Below are 17,845 nucleotides of genomic sequence, written 5' to 3' on the forward strand. Positions count from 1 at the left end.
CACTTTATGAAAGGTTCCGAGCTGGCCGAAATACGTGTGAAAAAAATCGGTGATGCTCTTTCAAGTCTTGCACTTGAAGAAGAACGTGTTGCCTTTGTTGAAGTTGCCATTGATGAATATGACAAACTTCCTGAAATAATCAATGCCTTTGTTGAAGAAGTTGAAGACCTCGGTCCAAACCCATTCAAAGGATTCTAATCAAAACTATTTAAAAAATAGTTTAGGAGGTATATAAGTATGACTGAAAAATATCTTGCTCAACCGGATCTTGACTTTATTGCTCAAGTAAGAAGTCTGGGTGGTGAAACACTTAAAAAATGTTACCAGTGTGCCACTTGTTCGGTTGCCTGTCCTATTGCTCCTGAAGACAGTCCTTTCCCAAGAAAAGAAATGATTGCCGCTTCCTGGGGTCTTAAAGACAAGCTGATCTGCAGTGGTGATATCTGGCTGTGCCATGAGTCTGTCCGAGAGGCGCAGCACCAGGGGATGTCCTTTCTGCTATCAGATCTGTGGCCATTACCGAATATGCCAGACCCAAAGCATTGGCAAATGCAGTCAATGATCCGAAAAAGCTGCCTTTACTGCTTGGAATACCCGCCATCTGGTTTGCTTTCTGGGCATTTATTACCATGACTGCCGGTGAGACAATGACCAAAATTTTTGAATTCATCCCATTATTTGACTGGGCACATGTCCACGAGGGTGAGCATGTGATTGCACACTCAGATTTTTTCTCGACCTGGTTCGTGGATATGACTTTTGTGCCCATTGCAGCTGCAGTGGTCATCATCTTTTTTCTCAGCCTTAAAAATTTCTTGAATGATATCCATGAAAATGCGGTTCTTGAAGGAAAAACTGATAAGACTACCTTGAATTACAAGGAATTTTTTCAGGCGCTTATCAGGGTTATCCCGGTAGTTTTAAAACATGATAAATTCAATGAATGTGAAGCCAATAAAGATAGAGCAACTCCGCATATGATGGTTCTTTATTCATTTATCGGACTTTTTATTGTGACCGCTGTATGTGGCATAATGTTGTATCTTGGCGGATTGCCCGGCCCATATTCTCAGTTGAATCCGATCAAATGGCTGGCCAATATTGCTGGCGTAGCCCTGGTCATCGGGTCAGGGTTGATGATCAAAAACAGGCTGGATAAGAAAGATGACCAGATTACCTACTACAAAGACTGGTTTATCCTTGGCATTGTTTTTGCCTTGGGCCTTACCGGCATGCTGACTGAAATGGCGCGTCTTGCCCATATGGCATATCTTTCTTATTTCCTTTACTACCTGCATCTGATTGCTATTTTTAATCTGTTTGCATTCCTGCCGTTCTCAAAAATGGCCCATCTTGTTTACAGACTTGCGGCAATGACTTATGCGGAGTACAGCAATAGAAAATAACTGAAAAGTATAAAATTTAAATCATTTTAAAAAAAGGGGGAGATGATTTTTTATCATCTCCCCCTTTTTTATTTTGTCACAATCCAGTATAATTAAACTTATTTAATAAAAACTAAATAAACTATTGCATATTATAAAAATTAATATAATATAAAATTTTTATAAATGTTACTTTAAAAAAATCAGGAGATTAACAGGTTTGAACAAGATTGCTGTACTCCCGGGTGATGGAATCGGACCCGAGGTAATGGAACAGGCGGTTAACATTCTTAAAAAGACTGCAAGCCTTTATGAATTTGACTTTGAATATGAATTTGCAGATATTGGCGGTATTGCCATAGACAACCATGGAAAAGCATTGCCGGATTCAACTTTAGCCCTGTGTGAACAAAGTGATGCCATTTTATTTGGCTCAGTCGGCGGCCCGAAATGGGAGCACCTTCCCCCGGGAGAGCAGCCGGAAAGAGGCGCTTTATTGCCCATAAGAAAACATTTTGGCTTATATTGTAATCTTAGACCCGCAAAGGTCTTTCCTTCCCTGGCAGCGGCCTCACCATTAAAACCTGAAATTATTAAAGACGGTTTTGATATTCTCTGCGTAAGAGAGTTAACAGGCGGCATCTATTTTGGGGAACCCAAGGGAAGACAGGGAGAAGGACTTGATGAAAAAGCCTATGATACAATGGTCTATACCCGATTTGAGATTGAACGGATTGCACGGATGGCCTTTGAGGCAGCCCGGAAAAGAAGGCATATCGTGACATCTGTCGATAAAGCCAATGTACTGTCTACCATGGTGCTGTGGAGGGAAACGGTTATTGATATTGCAAAAGAATTTCCTGATGTCACCTTAAACCACATATATGTTGACAATGCCACAATGCAGCTTGTCAGAGATCCCCATCAATTTGATGTACTTCTTTGTGGGAATATGTTTGGGGACATTATTTCTGATGAATGTGCCATGATAACCGGCTCCATGGGTCTTTTGGCTTCCGCCAGTCTGAACGAAAAAAAATTTGGGCTGTATGAGCCGGCAGGGGGATCTGCCCCGGATATTGCAGGAAAAGGCATTGCCAATCCCATTGCCCAGATTCTGTCCGGTGCAATGATGCTTAAACATACCTTTGGACTCTCGAACGCTGCCAATGCAATTGAAAAAGCCATTTCAAATGTTCTTGGAAAAAATATTTTTACAGCTGATCTGACTGATGAAAAAAATAAGGCTGTGGATACAAAAACCATGGGAAACGCTATCATAGAAGAACTGGAAAAAATTACGAACTAGCCGTACCTATTTTGAAGAACGCTGAAACCCTATGGTTAAAGGATATCGTATTCTACCTGTTACCCTGTTTTTTACAATTTTGGAACCAAAGTCGCAACCAAACCCGCAACCATTTTTACACCGACTTTGTTTGATATAGTTGATTGTTGATGCAAGACTATGTTTTTTTATAGCCCAATAATTGTTTTTGATAAAATTATGAGCTTATATTGATTCTTATACACTTCTTATTTCATAACACATGCCACGACATTGTGAGTAGGCAAACTTAGCTCGCTCTGAATCTGTTTTTCCAGATTTATATACTTCTCTTAACCATTTTACATCCATTTTTCCCTTTAAAAATTCAATTAATAGTTCAAATTCACTTTTAGTAAATTTGAACTCAGTGCCCAGTTTTATCGATGCATTCTCTACTAGTTTTTTCATTTTTTTTGAATCATCTGTATGAAGAATATCTAGTCCAGATTTTGCTACTTTTTTTGCTGCTGTTGATGCGACAATTGACCCTATTAAAGCTCCACCAAGTGCACCGACGGGACCTAGCGGACTACCAAGTGCAGCACCACCAGCCCACCCACCAATTCCACCAGCAACCATTGCTCCGTTAGTTGCAAGGTTCTTTGCTACCTGTTTCCATGAAACAGACTTATCAAATAATGCACGATAAAAATCAGGGCCAGTCAAAGCCACAGTAGTGACAGTCCCCACTACTGCATTACCTCTAGCCAACTTTGAAACATTATTTATAGCCGCCCCACCATAAACACTTTTACCTAATGAGGCTTTTGCAACAGACTGTATAGCTTTTTTTCCAACTGCTGTTTTATGAGCAACCTTTACAGCACTTTTAATAGTACTACGCGCGGTTACTCCAGCAGATTTACCTATAGCATTTTTTGCCATTGCACTGTTTCCCATTTGACGAGCTACCTTACCGACTGTATTAGAAGCATGGCCACTCAATTTTGATAATACCTCACCAGTTCCACCACGAATATCTTCCCACTGGTCATTAACTATAAATACATTCCCATAGCATGCTCGCGCAAAATCTTCACAATTATTTAAAAGAATACTATACTTTTTATTGTATTCATTTTCTTTAGTATTAAGCAGTAATGCTGCATTCTTACAGATATTCTTACCATGCTTTTCGTTATCAGGACTTTGTTTTTGTGTTATAGATTTTATGTTTATTGAAGATCCAGCAAATCCCGATAGTGAGGTCTTTAATATTTTATTGGCAGCTGGATACCCAAAGTGAATAACTTCATTATTACCAATGTAAATTCCAATATGATTTGCTGTTTTCATTTTTAACGTTTTAATAGGTCTTTGTAGCATGGCTCCTTTTGGAAATGTCATTGTGTTCTCCTTATTATTTTAATATTTTTTAGATAAAAACATTAAAATATTTAATTGTTAACATTTAGAGATCTCTCATTCCCTTAAAATTTTTCATAAAGGTTTCATAGTCAATTACATTTAAAGGTAATTGTTCATTTCTTGATCGAAAAAGTGCTTTCCAGAAATTTTCTTTTATTGCTGTAGCATAAAAAGAATGGACATCTTGTTCATTGATAATTTTTGGCAAAATAAGACCTCTTTTTTTACCAAAACATTTGAGAACTTTATCACTTATACTTGAGTCAGGCATTCTTATTGTCATTAGGTATTTTCCTTATCATTATCCTGAATACTATTTAAACTAAGCAAATTATATGCCATCTATTTATGAATTGCTGAATATTATTTGTTGCTATTCTATTACGAACTTTATGCAGGATTGGACAAATAAATATGTTTTTAATTTTTACATTGTACGTCAAATAAAAAACAAATTTTGTAAAAACAGCCCCCTCTTAATTACAGAAAAGGGTTATTTTTTTACCATCTTTCTTGATATTGATAAGTTCATTTTTTAGTTCTATTCTACGACTCTCATGGGTTATGCAATGGGGATTTGAGGGATTTAAAACAGATGCCATTTCAAACTCTTTGCTAAACTTGCCGCTATTACCATTCCTTAAGTCAGACAGGTTCAGTACCTTATAGTGTGACGCCAATTGTTAAGAGTCATCAATCTCATTATTTGGTATTGAGCATTATCTAGTCTTGTGGGAACAATCTCTTTTTCCCATTTACATAAAAATATTTCATCAAGAGAAAATGATGTGGGTTTACATTTTTTATCGAGTGGTCTTGATGAGCCAGGGTTCATCATAATCACAACAGCATCCGGCGATTCAAAAGGTGAATCCTTGATTGATTTACATATTATTTCTAACGAACTTCTGCATTGAAAAATCTGTCCATCAATGACAACATTGTAAAAGTGCCCTAAAACCTTGAACTATTTTTTTAGTGTGTCCGAGTAAATAAATTCCATTTATTCTCCAAGTGGTGGTGTCAATGCCGACTCTATTTTTAACAGGATAGAAAGACTTCAAAATGTTTACATGTTATCTTGTTAACTGTATTTTACTCAATCCTTACAATTCTTACTGATCGACTCCTTCCCGTCCGATTACCGTCATCATGGTTCCTGTCATTTGTGCAACCAATTTTCGTTCTCCAGAATTTTCTGAGTACGCTTCAGAAAGACAAACGGAGACAGTTTTTCCTGTTTTCAGTACTCTTCCAGTAAAAATAAAACTATCGCCTTTCGCAGGTGCCAGAAGATTGATTTTGTACTCAATGGAGAGCACCGCTGCTTCTTTGGGCATGAGTGAGAATGCTGCATACCCACAGGCGCTGTCCAATGCAGTAGATACTATTCCAGCATGCAGGAATCCGTGTTGTTGGGTATATGCTTCGTTGTAAGGCATACGAAGTTCAATTCTACCAGGCTCAATTTTTTCCAATGTTATTCCGAGTGTCTCCATCGCTCGCTGCCTTGCGAAACTTTTTCTTACCTTCTCTTCAAATTGTTCATCCTGGGCAACAAAATTATATGTCATTAGATTCTTCAAACTCCCTGTTTCGTTTATTGTATAATGACTTTTTTAACAGATACCAAAAAAATACCCAACCGAAATCTGAATTAAAAAATTTAAATTATGATGCAAGTTATCATAACTTTTATCTTGTCAAAATTTATAAGATATCCACTAAACTTGATGAATGTTTTTAATCCAATATACCATAATGGAGTCTTGTTCAATTTGATTTTTCTCGTTTCCATATAATTGATTTTTAAATCCGAGGATGAAAAATTTATCTATACCAGATGTGGCATTCTGGAAATATTTAAAAAACCCGGACTGGTAGATGAAGCGCTCGGTTATTTGTCGAATTTGACTTATACCATTAGTACTCAGTAAAAACCGGATCAAATCATTATTATTTTGCAACATACAACTTTTTAATATAATGCTCTTTTTCAGTAATTTTGAAACTATATTTGAAATTAATAAATCCTAAGGCAACAATGTCTTTGAAAACAAAAATAGGATTACTTTACGATGACTTTTAATTCGTGGTTTGCTTTTGTCATCATCATGATGATGATGATGACGGATAGCCCATTTCCCTACCTTTAAAAGGTGAGTACTGGAGCTTCAAGCCATTGGAAAAATATTATACAGGGGATTGAAAATTATTATCCCATCCCTCGAATTTTTTAACTGTAAATACTATTGAACAGACCTTTATATCTATTAATAATTTTTGTTTAAACTCAGGAAAATAATTTTTCCTTATTTAAAGCGCAGACTTCTTGCTGTCTGAGGGTTGATGGATAATTTTTACAACATTCAGCGCATTTTTTACACATTTTCATAGATATAAAATTCTCTATTTTGCTTTTAGTGTTTTTTATCCACATCAATCTCTACGAAAACGATGAGTGCCTTTCGTAAAAACAGAAAGACCCCGAACGATATCCTGTTCAGGGTCTTTTATTTTTCAAGTCATCAAAATATTTTTTTTTAGCAAAAAAAATGGTTAACTAAACCACGGTTACATTTGTTGCTGAAGGACCTTTTGGTCCATCTTCGATGTCGAATGAAACACGGTCTCCCTCGTTGAGGGATTTAAAACCTGTTGTATTAATGCCTGAATGATGTACAAATACATCCTTTCCACCATCTTCTTGTTCGATAAATCCAAAACCTTTTGAGTCGTTAAACCATTTTACTGTACCATTAGCCATGTTGGCAATCTCCTAAAAAAAATAAAAAAATACAAGTTTCTAACTTTGGGGGATAATACCGCTTTGGTTGTCGGGAATATACACCTTAGAAGGGAAACCTACGTGTTAATACAATATAACACAATTTATCTAAAATATAAGAATGTCGAATAGAAGTCAAGCATTATTGGATCCTATCCAAGGTTTTTCCGAGTCTGAAATTGTACAAGATACCATTTGTATTCTTAATGGTTTTAAATAGAAAATATCCTCGTTGGGAATGGATTTTAGAATAGTAAAAAGGTGGCTAATGTGTCTATAAACGCTTAGAATAATACAAAATTTAACTATGTTGGCTGGTATTCGTAGTGCTCACCCAAAACAAAAATTGAGCTCCCCTATATTTGGTATTTGAAGTTTTTTCAGCTTTGATATTTTTTATTCAATTATATGACTCATAAATGTTTTCATAAGCAATTCTTCCAAATTAAACGATATAATATAAAAAATTATTAAGATGAGACAGTTCAAGTATTCGGAAAATTATAGCTCTTCACAAAACACTTGAAATTCTCTTTCTTTAAATTTATGACCCCATCAGCACGACCGTGAAGAATAAGGTTAAGAATTTTCTGACAATCAGAGAGAACCTTCAGACAGGCTTTATGGGGGTTCAAATCAATTTGTTCTGCATAACCTTTAATATACTGATAAGAATTACCGGTGGTATCTTCACAATTTTTACCGGCGATACGTGCCAGGGCCTGAGCGCTTAATTCTGCGGTTATTTCCTGTAAAGGTTCCTGTCCCGGTTGCAAATTGCCTTTGATTAAGTAATCTGCTGCATGTGCTAATTCGTGAAAAAAACCTTTTCTTCCTTTGTTGCCAAAGCAATCTCTTTTCTTGCCGGTATAAAATATCCGTAATAACTATAATTCCCAGGAACACTCTTAACCTCTATCCCCCAGTCATATGCTCTTTCAATCAAAGGAAGTTCAGGCAATTCAATGTTCTGGTAATCCAGGGGGGTCTCCTTCAGTATCCTCGACCTTGAATACTGCCACAGTCTTGAAGTATGTCAAAACTATTTGTTCTTCATCGGTTTCTTCATCTTTTTGTTTTTTAAGACAGGGGACAAGGATATAAATGGCTTTGGCTCCTTTTTTTACCTATCGTCCAACTTCCAACCATTGCCGGTATCCTCTACTGTCAGAGCTTCCAGAAAGAGATTGAATAGTACGGTTGGTAAAACTCCATTTAGCACTGGGAAATATCAGGAATTGGAAAGGAAGAAATGGCTACGGCTTTTGGGATTTCTTTTTGAATATGTTTTTTAAAATCAAGCTGGTTCAGGCGTAATTCTCTGGCAACCTTATGCAGGGTTAAATTTTCAGAATGATAAACATTGATTGCTGCCTCCCATAGCTCATCAGGAATTCGGGAGCCACGTATCCTTTTTTTACGCCAGGATTTAAATTTTTGCTTAACGCTATCCAAAGCAGGGTTTTGAGTGAAGTTTTTTTCTACAGTCATCGGTTCCTCCTCCTTATTATTGGGCTAAATTGTTTTGGAGAATCGATATTACCTTTTTTTATAACTGATTCACGCATGCTCACCGAAAGGACACGAGCCATGTCAGTAAATTTTTGAAAAAAATTAATAAGAGCCTGCAAAAAATTCAATTTTTGGGAGCTTAGTTTTATAAAATGGCGTTGTGGGTTTGATTCTGCAGCGCTGTTTATTTTTTGAGAAACAAACTGGGCCTGGATCGGAAACAAACTGATGGTATTCTGGAAACAATCTGAAGAAGTTGAGTTTCAAACTCGAATTGATATTCTTATGTTGAAGCTATGGAAAGATTGTTGCTATATTTTGCAGGCCGATTGCATTTGAAGATAATAATACCTACCTAAAACTACCATTAAGATACCACCTAATATCATTGTGGCTGAAACCATTAAACGAAGAGTGATCGTCTCAGATACAAAAATAATTCCTCCGAAAGCTGCAATTACAGGAACCAACAATTGAAGTACCGCCGCTTGCAAAGCTGAAAGTCCACCAAGAGCAGTATACCATATCGCATAACCGATCCCAGATGTTACACCGCCTGATAGTATAGCTAATAGTATACCCTCAAAAGAATAATTTAAATTCTTACTCGCAATAAGCAATAAAATAATGGCAAATGGAATAGTTCTAAAAAAATTATAACCTGTATCCACAAGTGGGTTTTTCGAGTTTCGTCCAATAAGAGTATAGATACCCCAAGCAATACCGGCTATAGTCATAAGCAAGAAACCAATAGCTGATGGTGTCGTCACCGCTGGCAGAGTCAGATAAACAAACCCCGCAAAAGCAATCATCACCCCAATCCATTCGGTACCATGCAATCGAGTTCCTGAAATAAGAGACAACATTATCATCGTTATTTGGACTGAACCAAACAAAATGAGTGCCCCGGTTGCTGTGTTCAGCGTAATATAGGCAAATGAAAATGAAATGGCATAAAGAAACAGCATTAAACTGGCATACCAACTCCCCTTTGTGGACGAGCCAGTTTTATTTTTATTAATACTTAAAATCGCCAGAAGAACAATGGCTCCAGATAGCAGACGTATAATGGTAAAGCTGGATGCATCAATGGCTCTCTCACCCAATGCCAGTCGACACAGCACCGAATTTGCAGCAAATGCAATTAGTGCTAAGCCTGTAAAGATAATAGTTTTGACTAAGTAATTAGTGGGTTTACTGATCAATTTCAACTCCATAAAAAAACAAAATAAGTTAGTTGTGCGTTTTGGTTATCAATTGAATGATATCCGACCTCAAATAACAATATCTATAATAACTGTAAAGAGAAATTCAATTCTGGTTTTAAACTCAAATTGATATCTTTATGTCGAAGCTATGAAAAATTGTTGCTATATTTTTTATATTATAGAGTAGAATTTGGAAGAATGCCTGGCCATGAGGCCCTTGGTTCATATAATTGAATAAAACCTTCAAAACTGGAAAAGCCTTATAAACCATATATGGGGTGCTCAAATTTTATCCGGACTGGGTCTTTAAAATACCAGTGAACGCCGTTGGTTTCCAGCCGAAACCCCATAATAATAGATAAAAGACTCACTCTCAGCAACTGAATTTCTCTGTTGAAAAGCAGAGCTATTTCTTCCCTTTATAGTTTTTCATTTCTATATACCAATCCTCATTACCATAAAGCTCATCTGAACATTCAGGGCACATACCATGGCTAAATGATGCTTCAGAATGTTCTTGGATATAGCCTTCTATTTGATTCCAATACCCGTTGTCATCACGTATCTTTTTGCAATGCGCGCAAATCGGAAGTAAACCGCTTAGTGTTTTAATATCATCAAGTGCATTTTGAAGCTCTTTGATTAATTCCTCCCATTCCTGTTTTTCCTGCCTGAGCTCCTTTTCAATCTGTAAGCGCTTGATTATCTCACTATTTTATTTTTTCTCAAACGGAACAATAAAAATTGGAATTATTGAGCGTTTCAAAACATTTTTTACAATGTCAATACCCAAGGTTTTTTCTAAAAAACCTTGATGTTTGCATCCCATAATGATGAGGTCGCAATTCTCATCTGCGCATGTTCCAACAATTTCATCTGCGATGGATCGACCTTCCGCCACAATGATTTTTTTAATTGGTGAACTGTAATCTTGATCTAAGTCAAGATCTTTTTTAAAAAAATCACCAATGGCCTGCTGAATTTTTAATGCATCTACATTTTTCCCAAACATTGCTTTTTTAGCGCTATCTTTTCGTTGGGATTGTAAATCCTGGTAAAGAGTTTCCCCAAAAGCCATCTTTGTAAATTTAACAGGGCCGCTTGTATTGTCCTCCATCACGTGGAGTATAATGATATCTGCTTTATAATAGGCGGACAGGGTTGCTGCATGTTCAAATACCTGTTTCATTTTTGTTGAAAGGTCAGAAGTAACCAATATCTTTTTAATCTGTTGAACCATTTATATCTCCATATAAATTATGGTAAAATTTTTTTACCAATTATTGTCGATTTCTCAAATCATATTATCAGGGTTTTCTTTTGTCTTTAAAAATCTGATTTGAAATAACAATTCTTTGTATTTCAGATGTGCCTTCATAGATGGTAAAAACTCTGGCATCCCTGTAATACCTTTCTACATCATAGTCTTTGGTAAACCCGTATCCACCATGAATTTGAATAGCTCTGGCCGTTACCGTGTTTACCATTTCAGATGCAAACAGTTTTGCCATGGATGCTTCTCTGGTATAATTTTCACCCCGGTCTTTCATGGCGGATGCGGAAAAAACCAGTTGTTTGGTCGCTTCTATCTGTGTGGCCATATCGGCAATCTGGAACCGGATAGCCTGGTGTTTTGAAATAGCAGAGCCAAATTGTTTTCTATTTTTTGCATATTTTACTGCCGCATCAAAAGCTGCCTGGGCAACACCCAATGATTGGGCGGCAATACCGATTCTTCCGCTGTCAAGGCCGGACATGGCAATCTTAAATCCATCCCCTTCGTTTCCCAGGCGGTTTTCTTCAGGGATGCGACAGTTTTCGAATATCAGGTCTGTGGTATCTGATGCACGAAGTCCCATCTTATCTTCCATGTGTCCCACGGTCAGACCCGGCGTACATTTTGGAACAATAAAAACACTGATACCTTTATGACCAACACTTTCATCTGTCTTTGCCGTTACAAGAACGACCTTCCCGTTTTTACCCGAAGTAATAAATCGCTTGGTCCCGTTAATAATGTACTCATCCTTGTCTTTAACGGCTGTGGTGGACTGATTGACAGGATCGGATCCGGCCTCGGGTTCTGTCAAAGCAAAGGCCCCTATTATTTCACCTGAAGCAAGAGGGGTTAAAAATTTTTCTTTTTGTTTTTCAGACCCAAATTTATTAAGGCTCTCGCAGACAATGGAATTTTGAACCGACATGACAACAGAAGTTGAGGCACACGAATAGGCAATCTCCGATAATGCCAGCACATATGAGACGGCATCTGCAGCCTCCCCGCCATAGGCTTCAGGGATCATCATGCCCATTAAACCCAGTTCTCCCATCTGCTTAAAATTTTTTTTAGGAAATTTTTTTGTTTTATCCCTTTCGGCAGCACCTTCAGCAACAACCTTCCTGGAGAACTCTCTGACCATGCTTTGAATCATTATTTGTTCATCTGTAAGTTTAAATGACATGTTTTATTCCCTTTTATATCGCTTTTGTATTTAAGGTGCGTATACAACCACAATCAATTCTGCCCGGGTTTGTCCTACATTTTTAAGATCATGTTTAATGCCTGAATTAAAATGAAGAGAATCGCCTTTGTTTAAAGAGTTGACATGATCCCCCACTTGGACATTTACGTTACCTTCCAGCACATGTACGAATTCTTCTCCCTCATGGCAAAAGCTTACACCGCCGTGGCTTTTTTCAGCGTCAATCACAATGCGAAATGCTTTTAAATGCTTATTTTCAGCACCCGGGGCCAACGGCGTGTATGCATAATTATCCGTTCTTTTGGTATAAGCTTTTGACCTTTCTTTACTGGTGGATTCTTCGTGTTTTAACAAGTGGTAGGAATCAACTCCAAGGGCTCTGGACAATTGAATCAGTGTTCCAACCGAAGGGGTTTTCTCACCGGATTCTATCATTTTTATCTGCTCTTTTGAAAGACCGGTCTCATTTGCCATGGCATCCAGGCTCATTTTTTTATCCAGGCGGGCTCTTTTTATTTTTTTTCCGGTTGGGGAATCTTCTTGTTTCTTAGCCATATTTTCTCCTGTCTACCAATAGATACTTTTATCAATAGTTACACCTGCCAATAATTACATCTATCAATAATTAAATTGTTTAAAATTTACATTTTCAACGATGAGATATTAATTGTTTCTTGCACAGTTGACGCCTTCATCAAATGCCTTCATATTCAAAGGAATAATTTTTGCTTTGGCTGCAAACTCTTCTTTTACACAATCTTTTAACAGGTCTAAATCAACTATGCCGGTCTTTGCGGCAAATGCACTTAAAGCCACAATATTAGCGGCTCTTACACTACCTGCTTTTATGGCAATATCATTTGCCGGAACAACCAGTTCAACAATATCTTCTCTGTTGCTTCTTGTGGGAATAAGAGAACTGTTAATAAAGATAACTCCATCGGTTTTTACATCATTGGTAAATTTTTCCAATGACGGCCGATTCATTGCCACAAGGTGAGTAGGATTTTTTATGACGGGTGAACCGATTTTTTTGCTGGCAATGACAACAGTACAATAAGCTGTCCCGCCTCGCATTTCAGGTCCGTAGGATGGAACCCAGGCAACAAAAAAGCCCTGTTTCATTGCTGCATATGCCAAAAGCTTTGCACTGAGCAAGATTCCCTGGCCTCCAAATCCTGCAAATTTTATTTCTGTCTGCATTGTTTTCTCCCAAAAATATCAATAAAAGTAAAATACCCTATTCCGGTACTTTGTAATCACCCAGTTCATAGTAGGGCAAAAGATTGTCCTCAGCCCATTTTAATGAATCAAGGGGTGTTAAACCCCAGTTTGTCGGGCAGGTACTGACCACTTCAACAAAACTGAAACATTTGCCTTCCACCTGGTACTCAAATGCTTTTTTAATGGCTTTTTTTGTTTTATTGATCTGCTGGGGTTTTAATACGGCCTGGCGGGTTACATATCCTGGTGTTACGAGCTCTCCTAAAAGATTGGCCATTCGAATCGGCATTCCGGTCTGGTCGGTATCACGTCCTGTGGGGGCCGTGGTTGCCCGTTGCCCGGGCATGGTGGTTGGGGCCATCTGGCCGCCGGTCATGCCGTAAATGGCATTATTGATAAAAATGGTTGTAAATTTTTCTCCTCTATTGGCCGCATGGATGATCTCTCCCATACCAATGCTTGCAAGGTCTCCGTCTCCCTGATATGTGAAAACAATCAAATCAGGCCTTACTCTTTTTATGCCAGTTGCCATGGCAGGGGCTCGACCGTGGGCTGCTTCCTGGAAATCAAAATTAAAATAATTATATGCCAGTACAGCACACCCCACCGGCGCTATCCCCACGGTTTTTTTTCTGAGATCAAGTTCATCAATGACTTCTGCAACAAGTCTGTGAACAATCCCATGGGTACAGCCCGGACAATAATGTGTCATTGTGTCACTTAGACTTTCCGGCGTTGAAAATGTTTTTCCCATTATAATTTTCTCCTGAATTTAACTATTTAGAGCAATCTTTTAATCACCTGGATAATTTTTTCCGGCGTGGGAATATCACCGCCGCATTCACCATAGAAATCAACTTCTCTTTGACCTTTAATGCAGCGTTCAACATCCTCAACCATTTGTCCCATGCTCATTTCAATGCAAATGACTTTTTTACAGCTTTTTTTTGTGGCCGCATCAAAAACAGCTTCTTCCGGGAACGGAAATAATGTTTTAGGCCGAAACAACCCGACATGAATGCCCTGTCCTTCCATCATATCAATGGATGTTTTGCACACCCGGCTCATGGTGCCGTAGCTTGTGATGAGGACTTCGTAATCAGTATCAGTATTGTATTTTTCATACAGAATTTCTTCTTTTTTCATCTGCTCATATTTAGATTTAAGGGCCAGGTTGTTATCATTGAGATCTTTGGGATCAAGAAAAAGAGATTTAACCAGATTTCTTTTGTCACTATTTCTTGTTGCCATACCATTTGCTGCCCATTCATCTTTATTGGAGGGTTCTGTTTTAAGATTATCCGGAAACTCCACAGGTTCCATCATCTGTCCGATCAGGCCGTCCCCCAGAATCATGACAGGTCCCCTGTATTTTTCTGCAAGAAAAAAGGCATTCATGGTCATTTCAACAGCTTCCTGAACACCTTCCGGCGCTAAAACCAGCAATCTGTAATCCCCGTGACCGCCTCCTTTGGTTGCTTGGAAATAATCGCCCTGGGCAGGAAGAATACCACCAAGCCCTGGTCCTCCCCGCATGATATTGACGAATACAGCAGGCACCTGTGCGGCTGCGATATAGGATATGGCTTCACTCATCAAACTTATACCCGGACTTGATGAAGTCGTCATAACTCGTTCACCGGCCCCGGCTGCACCAAAAATCATATAGCCCACGGCGACTTCGCTTTCTCCCTGCAAAAACACACCATCAACTTCGGGTAGTCTTTTTACAAGGTATTCTGCCACTTCTGACTGTGGGGTTATGGGGTATGCAAAATAGTTTTTACAACCCGCACGGATGGCTGCTTCACCAATTGCTTCATTTCCTTTCATCAACACTTTTGCCATTATTTTTATCCTTATAAATTGTTGCAGCCGTATCCGGCTAAAAAAACTATTTTTTCTCGAATTAAAGGCAGATATTTTTTACAGAAGAGAAATAAAGGAGAGGAATAAAACCCGATATTGTATTGGGAAAAACAGCCTTATTCGATAAAATTTTTATGTGGTTTGCTTTTCCAATTCAACAATACTGATGGCAACATCAGGACAGATTATGCAGCACATTGTACAGTAGATGCAATCTTCCGGTTTTGCCTGAACAATAGGAAAATGCCCTTTTGTATTCACCTTGTCCGTGATTTCAAGAACATTTTTGGGGCATACATCGGCACACAGGCCGCACCCCTTACACCGTTCTGAATCAATAATATGTTTGTACGTCATTTGCTATCCTCCTTATTATTTCAATCTTGTTTTCAGATTAGGAACACGATTTTTTAATATTTTAAAAACAAACCGGGTTAAGCGGTCCATATCAAGCAGTGCCACTTGTTTCAATTACAAAGACAAAAAGCTGTCTTGGCCCGTGGGCACCGTATACCATTTCAAGTTCTATATCCGCGGTTTTACTCGGTCCGGTGATAAAGGTCATGCAATTGGTTAATCCCTGTTCTTTTTCCTTAGGGTCCCATTTGAGCCTAAAATACAGCTCTTTTAAGTTTTCAATGATCTGATCTTTTGTTATGACGGCAACATGAATGGAAGGTACAAGAGACACTGCCCGGGGCTGATTGGGGCGGGTTCTCATCACCAGGGTGGCAGACTGGGCAACACCAAAATCCGCTGATGTGATACCGATATAGGATTCAATGAGTTGTGATCGGATTTTTGCTCTTTCCTGTGCCCCAGGTTTAGCGGATCCCTTTGTTGTAAAAACGGTTACATCTTCTTTGTCCAATGTTTTTTCAAGGTTCAATTTGTCAATCAGCGGATGCTTCCAGGCAATGACAGATTTTTTCTTTCCCCATTCAGGCTGTGTGTTTTGAACCAGCTCAAGGATGGCTGAACTTGCTCCCGAACAATCTTTTATCCGCTTGATGGTTATATGAGCAAGACCAGCCTGTTCCTGGAAAAGATTTACCAGGGTGTCTTGTGTAGATTCACTTTTATGAGTATAGGTGTTTAATACTGTTTCAGCATCCTTTGGCCGGGTGCCGAACACTTCGGACAAGTCACAGACAGAGGTTCTTCCCAATGAAGATCGTATCGTTCTTATAAAGTCTTGCTGGTTATTATCCATTTTTTAAGGACTCCTAAAGTACTTCATGATTAAGACTTTTTATTTTTCCACAGGGTTAAAAAACTTTTTTTTGCAATAGGTTGCATATCACGGCTTTGGGTCCAGCCTTTGAATCCAAATGGTAATTTTAATATCAAGCCATTGTGGCGGGGTAAAAATTTTTGAAAAATCGCACCCATCTTTAATGCAAAATCATAAATTTTCCGGTTTTGAATCACCATGGACCAGAGTTGAAACATTAATTTTTCTTTTGGCTCGGCCGGTTTGACATCCCAATTTTGATCCCCCTCGGCCAGCTTGGCCCGAAGTGCCAAGAGCATCCTGGGAAGATTAATATTCACAGAACAGGCTTGTTTGCAGGCACCGCAAAGGGGTTCGCCCCGGCACAAGTCCTTTGCTCGGTTGATGCCTACAAAAAGTGGTGTGAGCACAGCACCGATGGGACCTGAATAGGGATACCCATAGGCGTGCCCCCCGATTTTCCCGTAGACTGGACACACATTGAGGCAGGCCGCACACCTGACACAATAAAGAACTTCACGAAACTCGGAATCGGCGAGGATTTTAGAGCGACCATTATCCAGAATAACCAAATGAAATTCATCCGGTCCATCAATTTGCTCTTCGGTTCTCGGACCTCCGATATAACTAACATAGCCTGCCATATTCTGGGCGGCCGCTCCCCTTGATAGGAGCCGGAACAAGATATCATGGTCTTCAAGTCTTGCCACAATTCTTTCCATTCCCATGAAAACCATATGGATCTTGGGCATGGTGGTGGACATGCGGATATTTCCCTCATTGGATACTGTTGTGATATGACCTGTTTCAGCACAGGCAATATTACAGCCGGAAAGGCCCATGTCTGCGGTTAAAAATTTTTCCCGCAACGCTTTTCGTGCTGCCTGGGTAAGGACGGGTGGGTCTTCACAATAAGGAATATTCATCTTTTCAGTAAAAAGCTTTGCAATTTCTTTTCGTGTTTTATGAATGGCCGGAGCGATAATATGAGAAGGGGCTTCTCCGGCAAGCTGGATGATATATTCACCAAGATCCGTTTCATTGACTTCAATATTGTTTTCTTCAAACCGATCATTTAAACCAATCTCTTCGGTGACCATGGATTTGCCCTTGACCACCATTTTCACTTTGTTTTTTTTAGCCACATCAAGGCAGTAGCCGGTAGCATCTTTGGCATCCTTTGCAAAAAAAACCTTTCCACCGCTACTTTGAATTTTTCCGGCAAGGGATTCAAGAAGCACATCCAGATTATTGATGGCGAACTCCCTTATTTCATGGCCTTTCTGCCGCAACTCCGGCCCTTCGGGAAGGTCTTTATAGGTTTGTGCGGTTGCCGGTCCCAACCGGTTCTGGACACTTTTAAGGGCATTTTGTAACACACTATCATTAATGGCTTTTACAGCATTTTGCGTGTAAGACTCTGTATCTATCTCAACCATATGGT

The 17,845-nt window shown here is 38.8% G+C and carries 19 protein-coding genes; 4 read left to right on the forward strand and 15 right to left on the reverse strand.

Translation table 11 applies throughout. The features are described from left to right. The 4 genes from K8S13_RS01290 to leuB form a co-directional block, all read left to right on the forward strand. On the forward strand, nucleotides 1–198 hold a 198-nt coding region (locus K8S13_RS01290; RefSeq protein ID WP_291459832.1), incomplete at its 5' end, for a hydrogenase iron-sulfur subunit. Between the two features lie 39 nt (nucleotides 199–237). After that, nucleotides 238–633: a hypothetical protein gene (locus K8S13_RS25530; protein ID WP_367172504.1), complete on the forward strand. Its 396-nt coding sequence runs from the start codon at nucleotides 238–240 to the stop codon at nucleotides 631–633. Beyond that, entirely contained in the window at nucleotides 516–1,406 is an 891-nt protein-coding gene (locus K8S13_RS01295) for a heterodisulfide reductase (RefSeq protein WP_367172505.1), read from the forward strand. The genes K8S13_RS25530 and K8S13_RS01295 overlap by 118 nt, the downstream gene beginning before the upstream one ends. Nucleotides 1,407–1,605: 199 nt before the next feature. Beyond that, complete coding sequence (gene leuB / locus K8S13_RS01300) at nucleotides 1,606–2,694, forward strand: 3-isopropylmalate dehydrogenase (RefSeq protein ID WP_291459833.1); 1,089 nt, start codon at nucleotides 1,606–1,608, stop codon at nucleotides 2,692–2,694. 216 nt (nucleotides 2,695–2,910) lie between these two features. On the opposite strand, the gene K8S13_RS01305 is transcribed toward leuB, so the two are convergent. From K8S13_RS01305 to K8S13_RS01375, 15 genes are all read right to left on the reverse strand, one after another. Then, nucleotides 2,911–4,062 carry a lecithin retinol acyltransferase family protein gene (locus K8S13_RS01305; protein ID WP_291459834.1) on the reverse strand — a complete coding sequence of 384 codons (1,152 nt, stop codon included), beginning with the start codon at nucleotides 4,060–4,062 and terminating at the stop codon, nucleotides 2,911–2,913. Nucleotides 4,063–4,126: 64 nt separating this feature from the next. Next, the gene (locus K8S13_RS01310) at nucleotides 4,127–4,366 is read right to left on the reverse strand and encodes a hypothetical protein (RefSeq protein ID WP_291459836.1); all 240 of its coding nucleotides are present in this window, start codon (nucleotides 4,364–4,366) and stop codon (nucleotides 4,127–4,129) included. An 832-nt stretch (nucleotides 4,367–5,198) separates the two neighbouring features. Next, nucleotides 5,199–5,657, reverse strand: a complete 459-nt coding sequence (locus K8S13_RS01315; RefSeq protein WP_291459839.1) for a PaaI family thioesterase — start codon at nucleotides 5,655–5,657, stop codon at nucleotides 5,199–5,201. Between the two features lie 989 nt (nucleotides 5,658–6,646). Then, a complete protein-coding gene (locus K8S13_RS01320; protein WP_291348317.1) occupies nucleotides 6,647–6,850 on the reverse strand; it encodes a cold-shock protein in 204 nt (67 codons plus the stop codon). Between the two features lie 1,236 nt (nucleotides 6,851–8,086). Beyond that, nucleotides 8,087–8,362, reverse strand: a complete 276-nt coding sequence (locus tag K8S13_RS01325; RefSeq protein ID WP_291459841.1) for a hypothetical protein — start codon at nucleotides 8,360–8,362, stop codon at nucleotides 8,087–8,089. A gap of 332 nt (nucleotides 8,363–8,694) precedes the next feature. After that, nucleotides 8,695–9,588 (reverse strand): DMT family transporter, encoded by an 894-nt coding sequence (locus tag K8S13_RS01330; RefSeq protein WP_291459842.1) that lies wholly within the window; start codon nucleotides 9,586–9,588, stop codon nucleotides 8,695–8,697. Nucleotides 9,589–10,306: 718 nt separating this feature from the next. Beyond that, complete coding sequence (locus K8S13_RS01335; RefSeq protein WP_291459843.1) at nucleotides 10,307–10,831, reverse strand: universal stress protein; 525 nt, start codon at nucleotides 10,829–10,831, stop codon at nucleotides 10,307–10,309. Nucleotides 10,832–10,898: 67 nt separating this feature from the next. Beyond that, nucleotides 10,899–12,053, reverse strand: coding sequence for an acyl-CoA dehydrogenase (locus K8S13_RS01340; protein WP_291459844.1), 1,155 nt, complete (start codon nucleotides 12,051–12,053; stop codon nucleotides 10,899–10,901). 30 nt (nucleotides 12,054–12,083) lie between these two features. After that, nucleotides 12,084–12,629, reverse strand: a complete 546-nt coding sequence (locus K8S13_RS01345) for a cupin domain-containing protein (RefSeq protein ID WP_291459846.1) — start codon at nucleotides 12,627–12,629, stop codon at nucleotides 12,084–12,086. A 108-nt stretch (nucleotides 12,630–12,737) separates the two neighbouring features. After that, a complete protein-coding gene (locus K8S13_RS01350; protein WP_291459847.1) occupies nucleotides 12,738–13,277 on the reverse strand; it encodes a 2-oxoacid:acceptor oxidoreductase family protein in 540 nt (179 codons plus the stop codon). 37 nt (nucleotides 13,278–13,314) lie between these two features. Then, complete coding sequence (locus K8S13_RS01355) at nucleotides 13,315–14,052, reverse strand: thiamine pyrophosphate-dependent enzyme (RefSeq protein WP_291459848.1); 738 nt, start codon at nucleotides 14,050–14,052, stop codon at nucleotides 13,315–13,317. 26 nt (nucleotides 14,053–14,078) lie between these two features. Then, nucleotides 14,079–15,146: a 3-methyl-2-oxobutanoate dehydrogenase subunit VorB gene (gene vorB / locus K8S13_RS01360; RefSeq protein ID WP_291459849.1), complete on the reverse strand. Its 1,068-nt coding sequence runs from the start codon at nucleotides 15,144–15,146 to the stop codon at nucleotides 14,079–14,081. 153 nt (nucleotides 15,147–15,299) lie between these two features. Further along, a complete protein-coding gene (locus K8S13_RS01365; protein WP_291459850.1) occupies nucleotides 15,300–15,524 on the reverse strand; it encodes a ferredoxin family protein in 225 nt (74 codons plus the stop codon). 91 nt (nucleotides 15,525–15,615) lie between these two features. Beyond that, a complete protein-coding gene (locus K8S13_RS01370) occupies nucleotides 15,616–16,380 on the reverse strand; it encodes an LUD domain-containing protein (RefSeq protein WP_291459851.1) in 765 nt (254 codons plus the stop codon). A 29-nt stretch (nucleotides 16,381–16,409) separates the two neighbouring features. Then, complete coding sequence (locus K8S13_RS01375) at nucleotides 16,410–17,840, reverse strand: LutB/LldF family L-lactate oxidation iron-sulfur protein (protein ID WP_291459852.1); 1,431 nt, start codon at nucleotides 17,838–17,840, stop codon at nucleotides 16,410–16,412. Between the last annotated feature and the right edge of the window lie 5 nt (nucleotides 17,841–17,845).

The sequence above is a fragment of the Desulfobacula sp. genome (assembly GCF_021107415.1).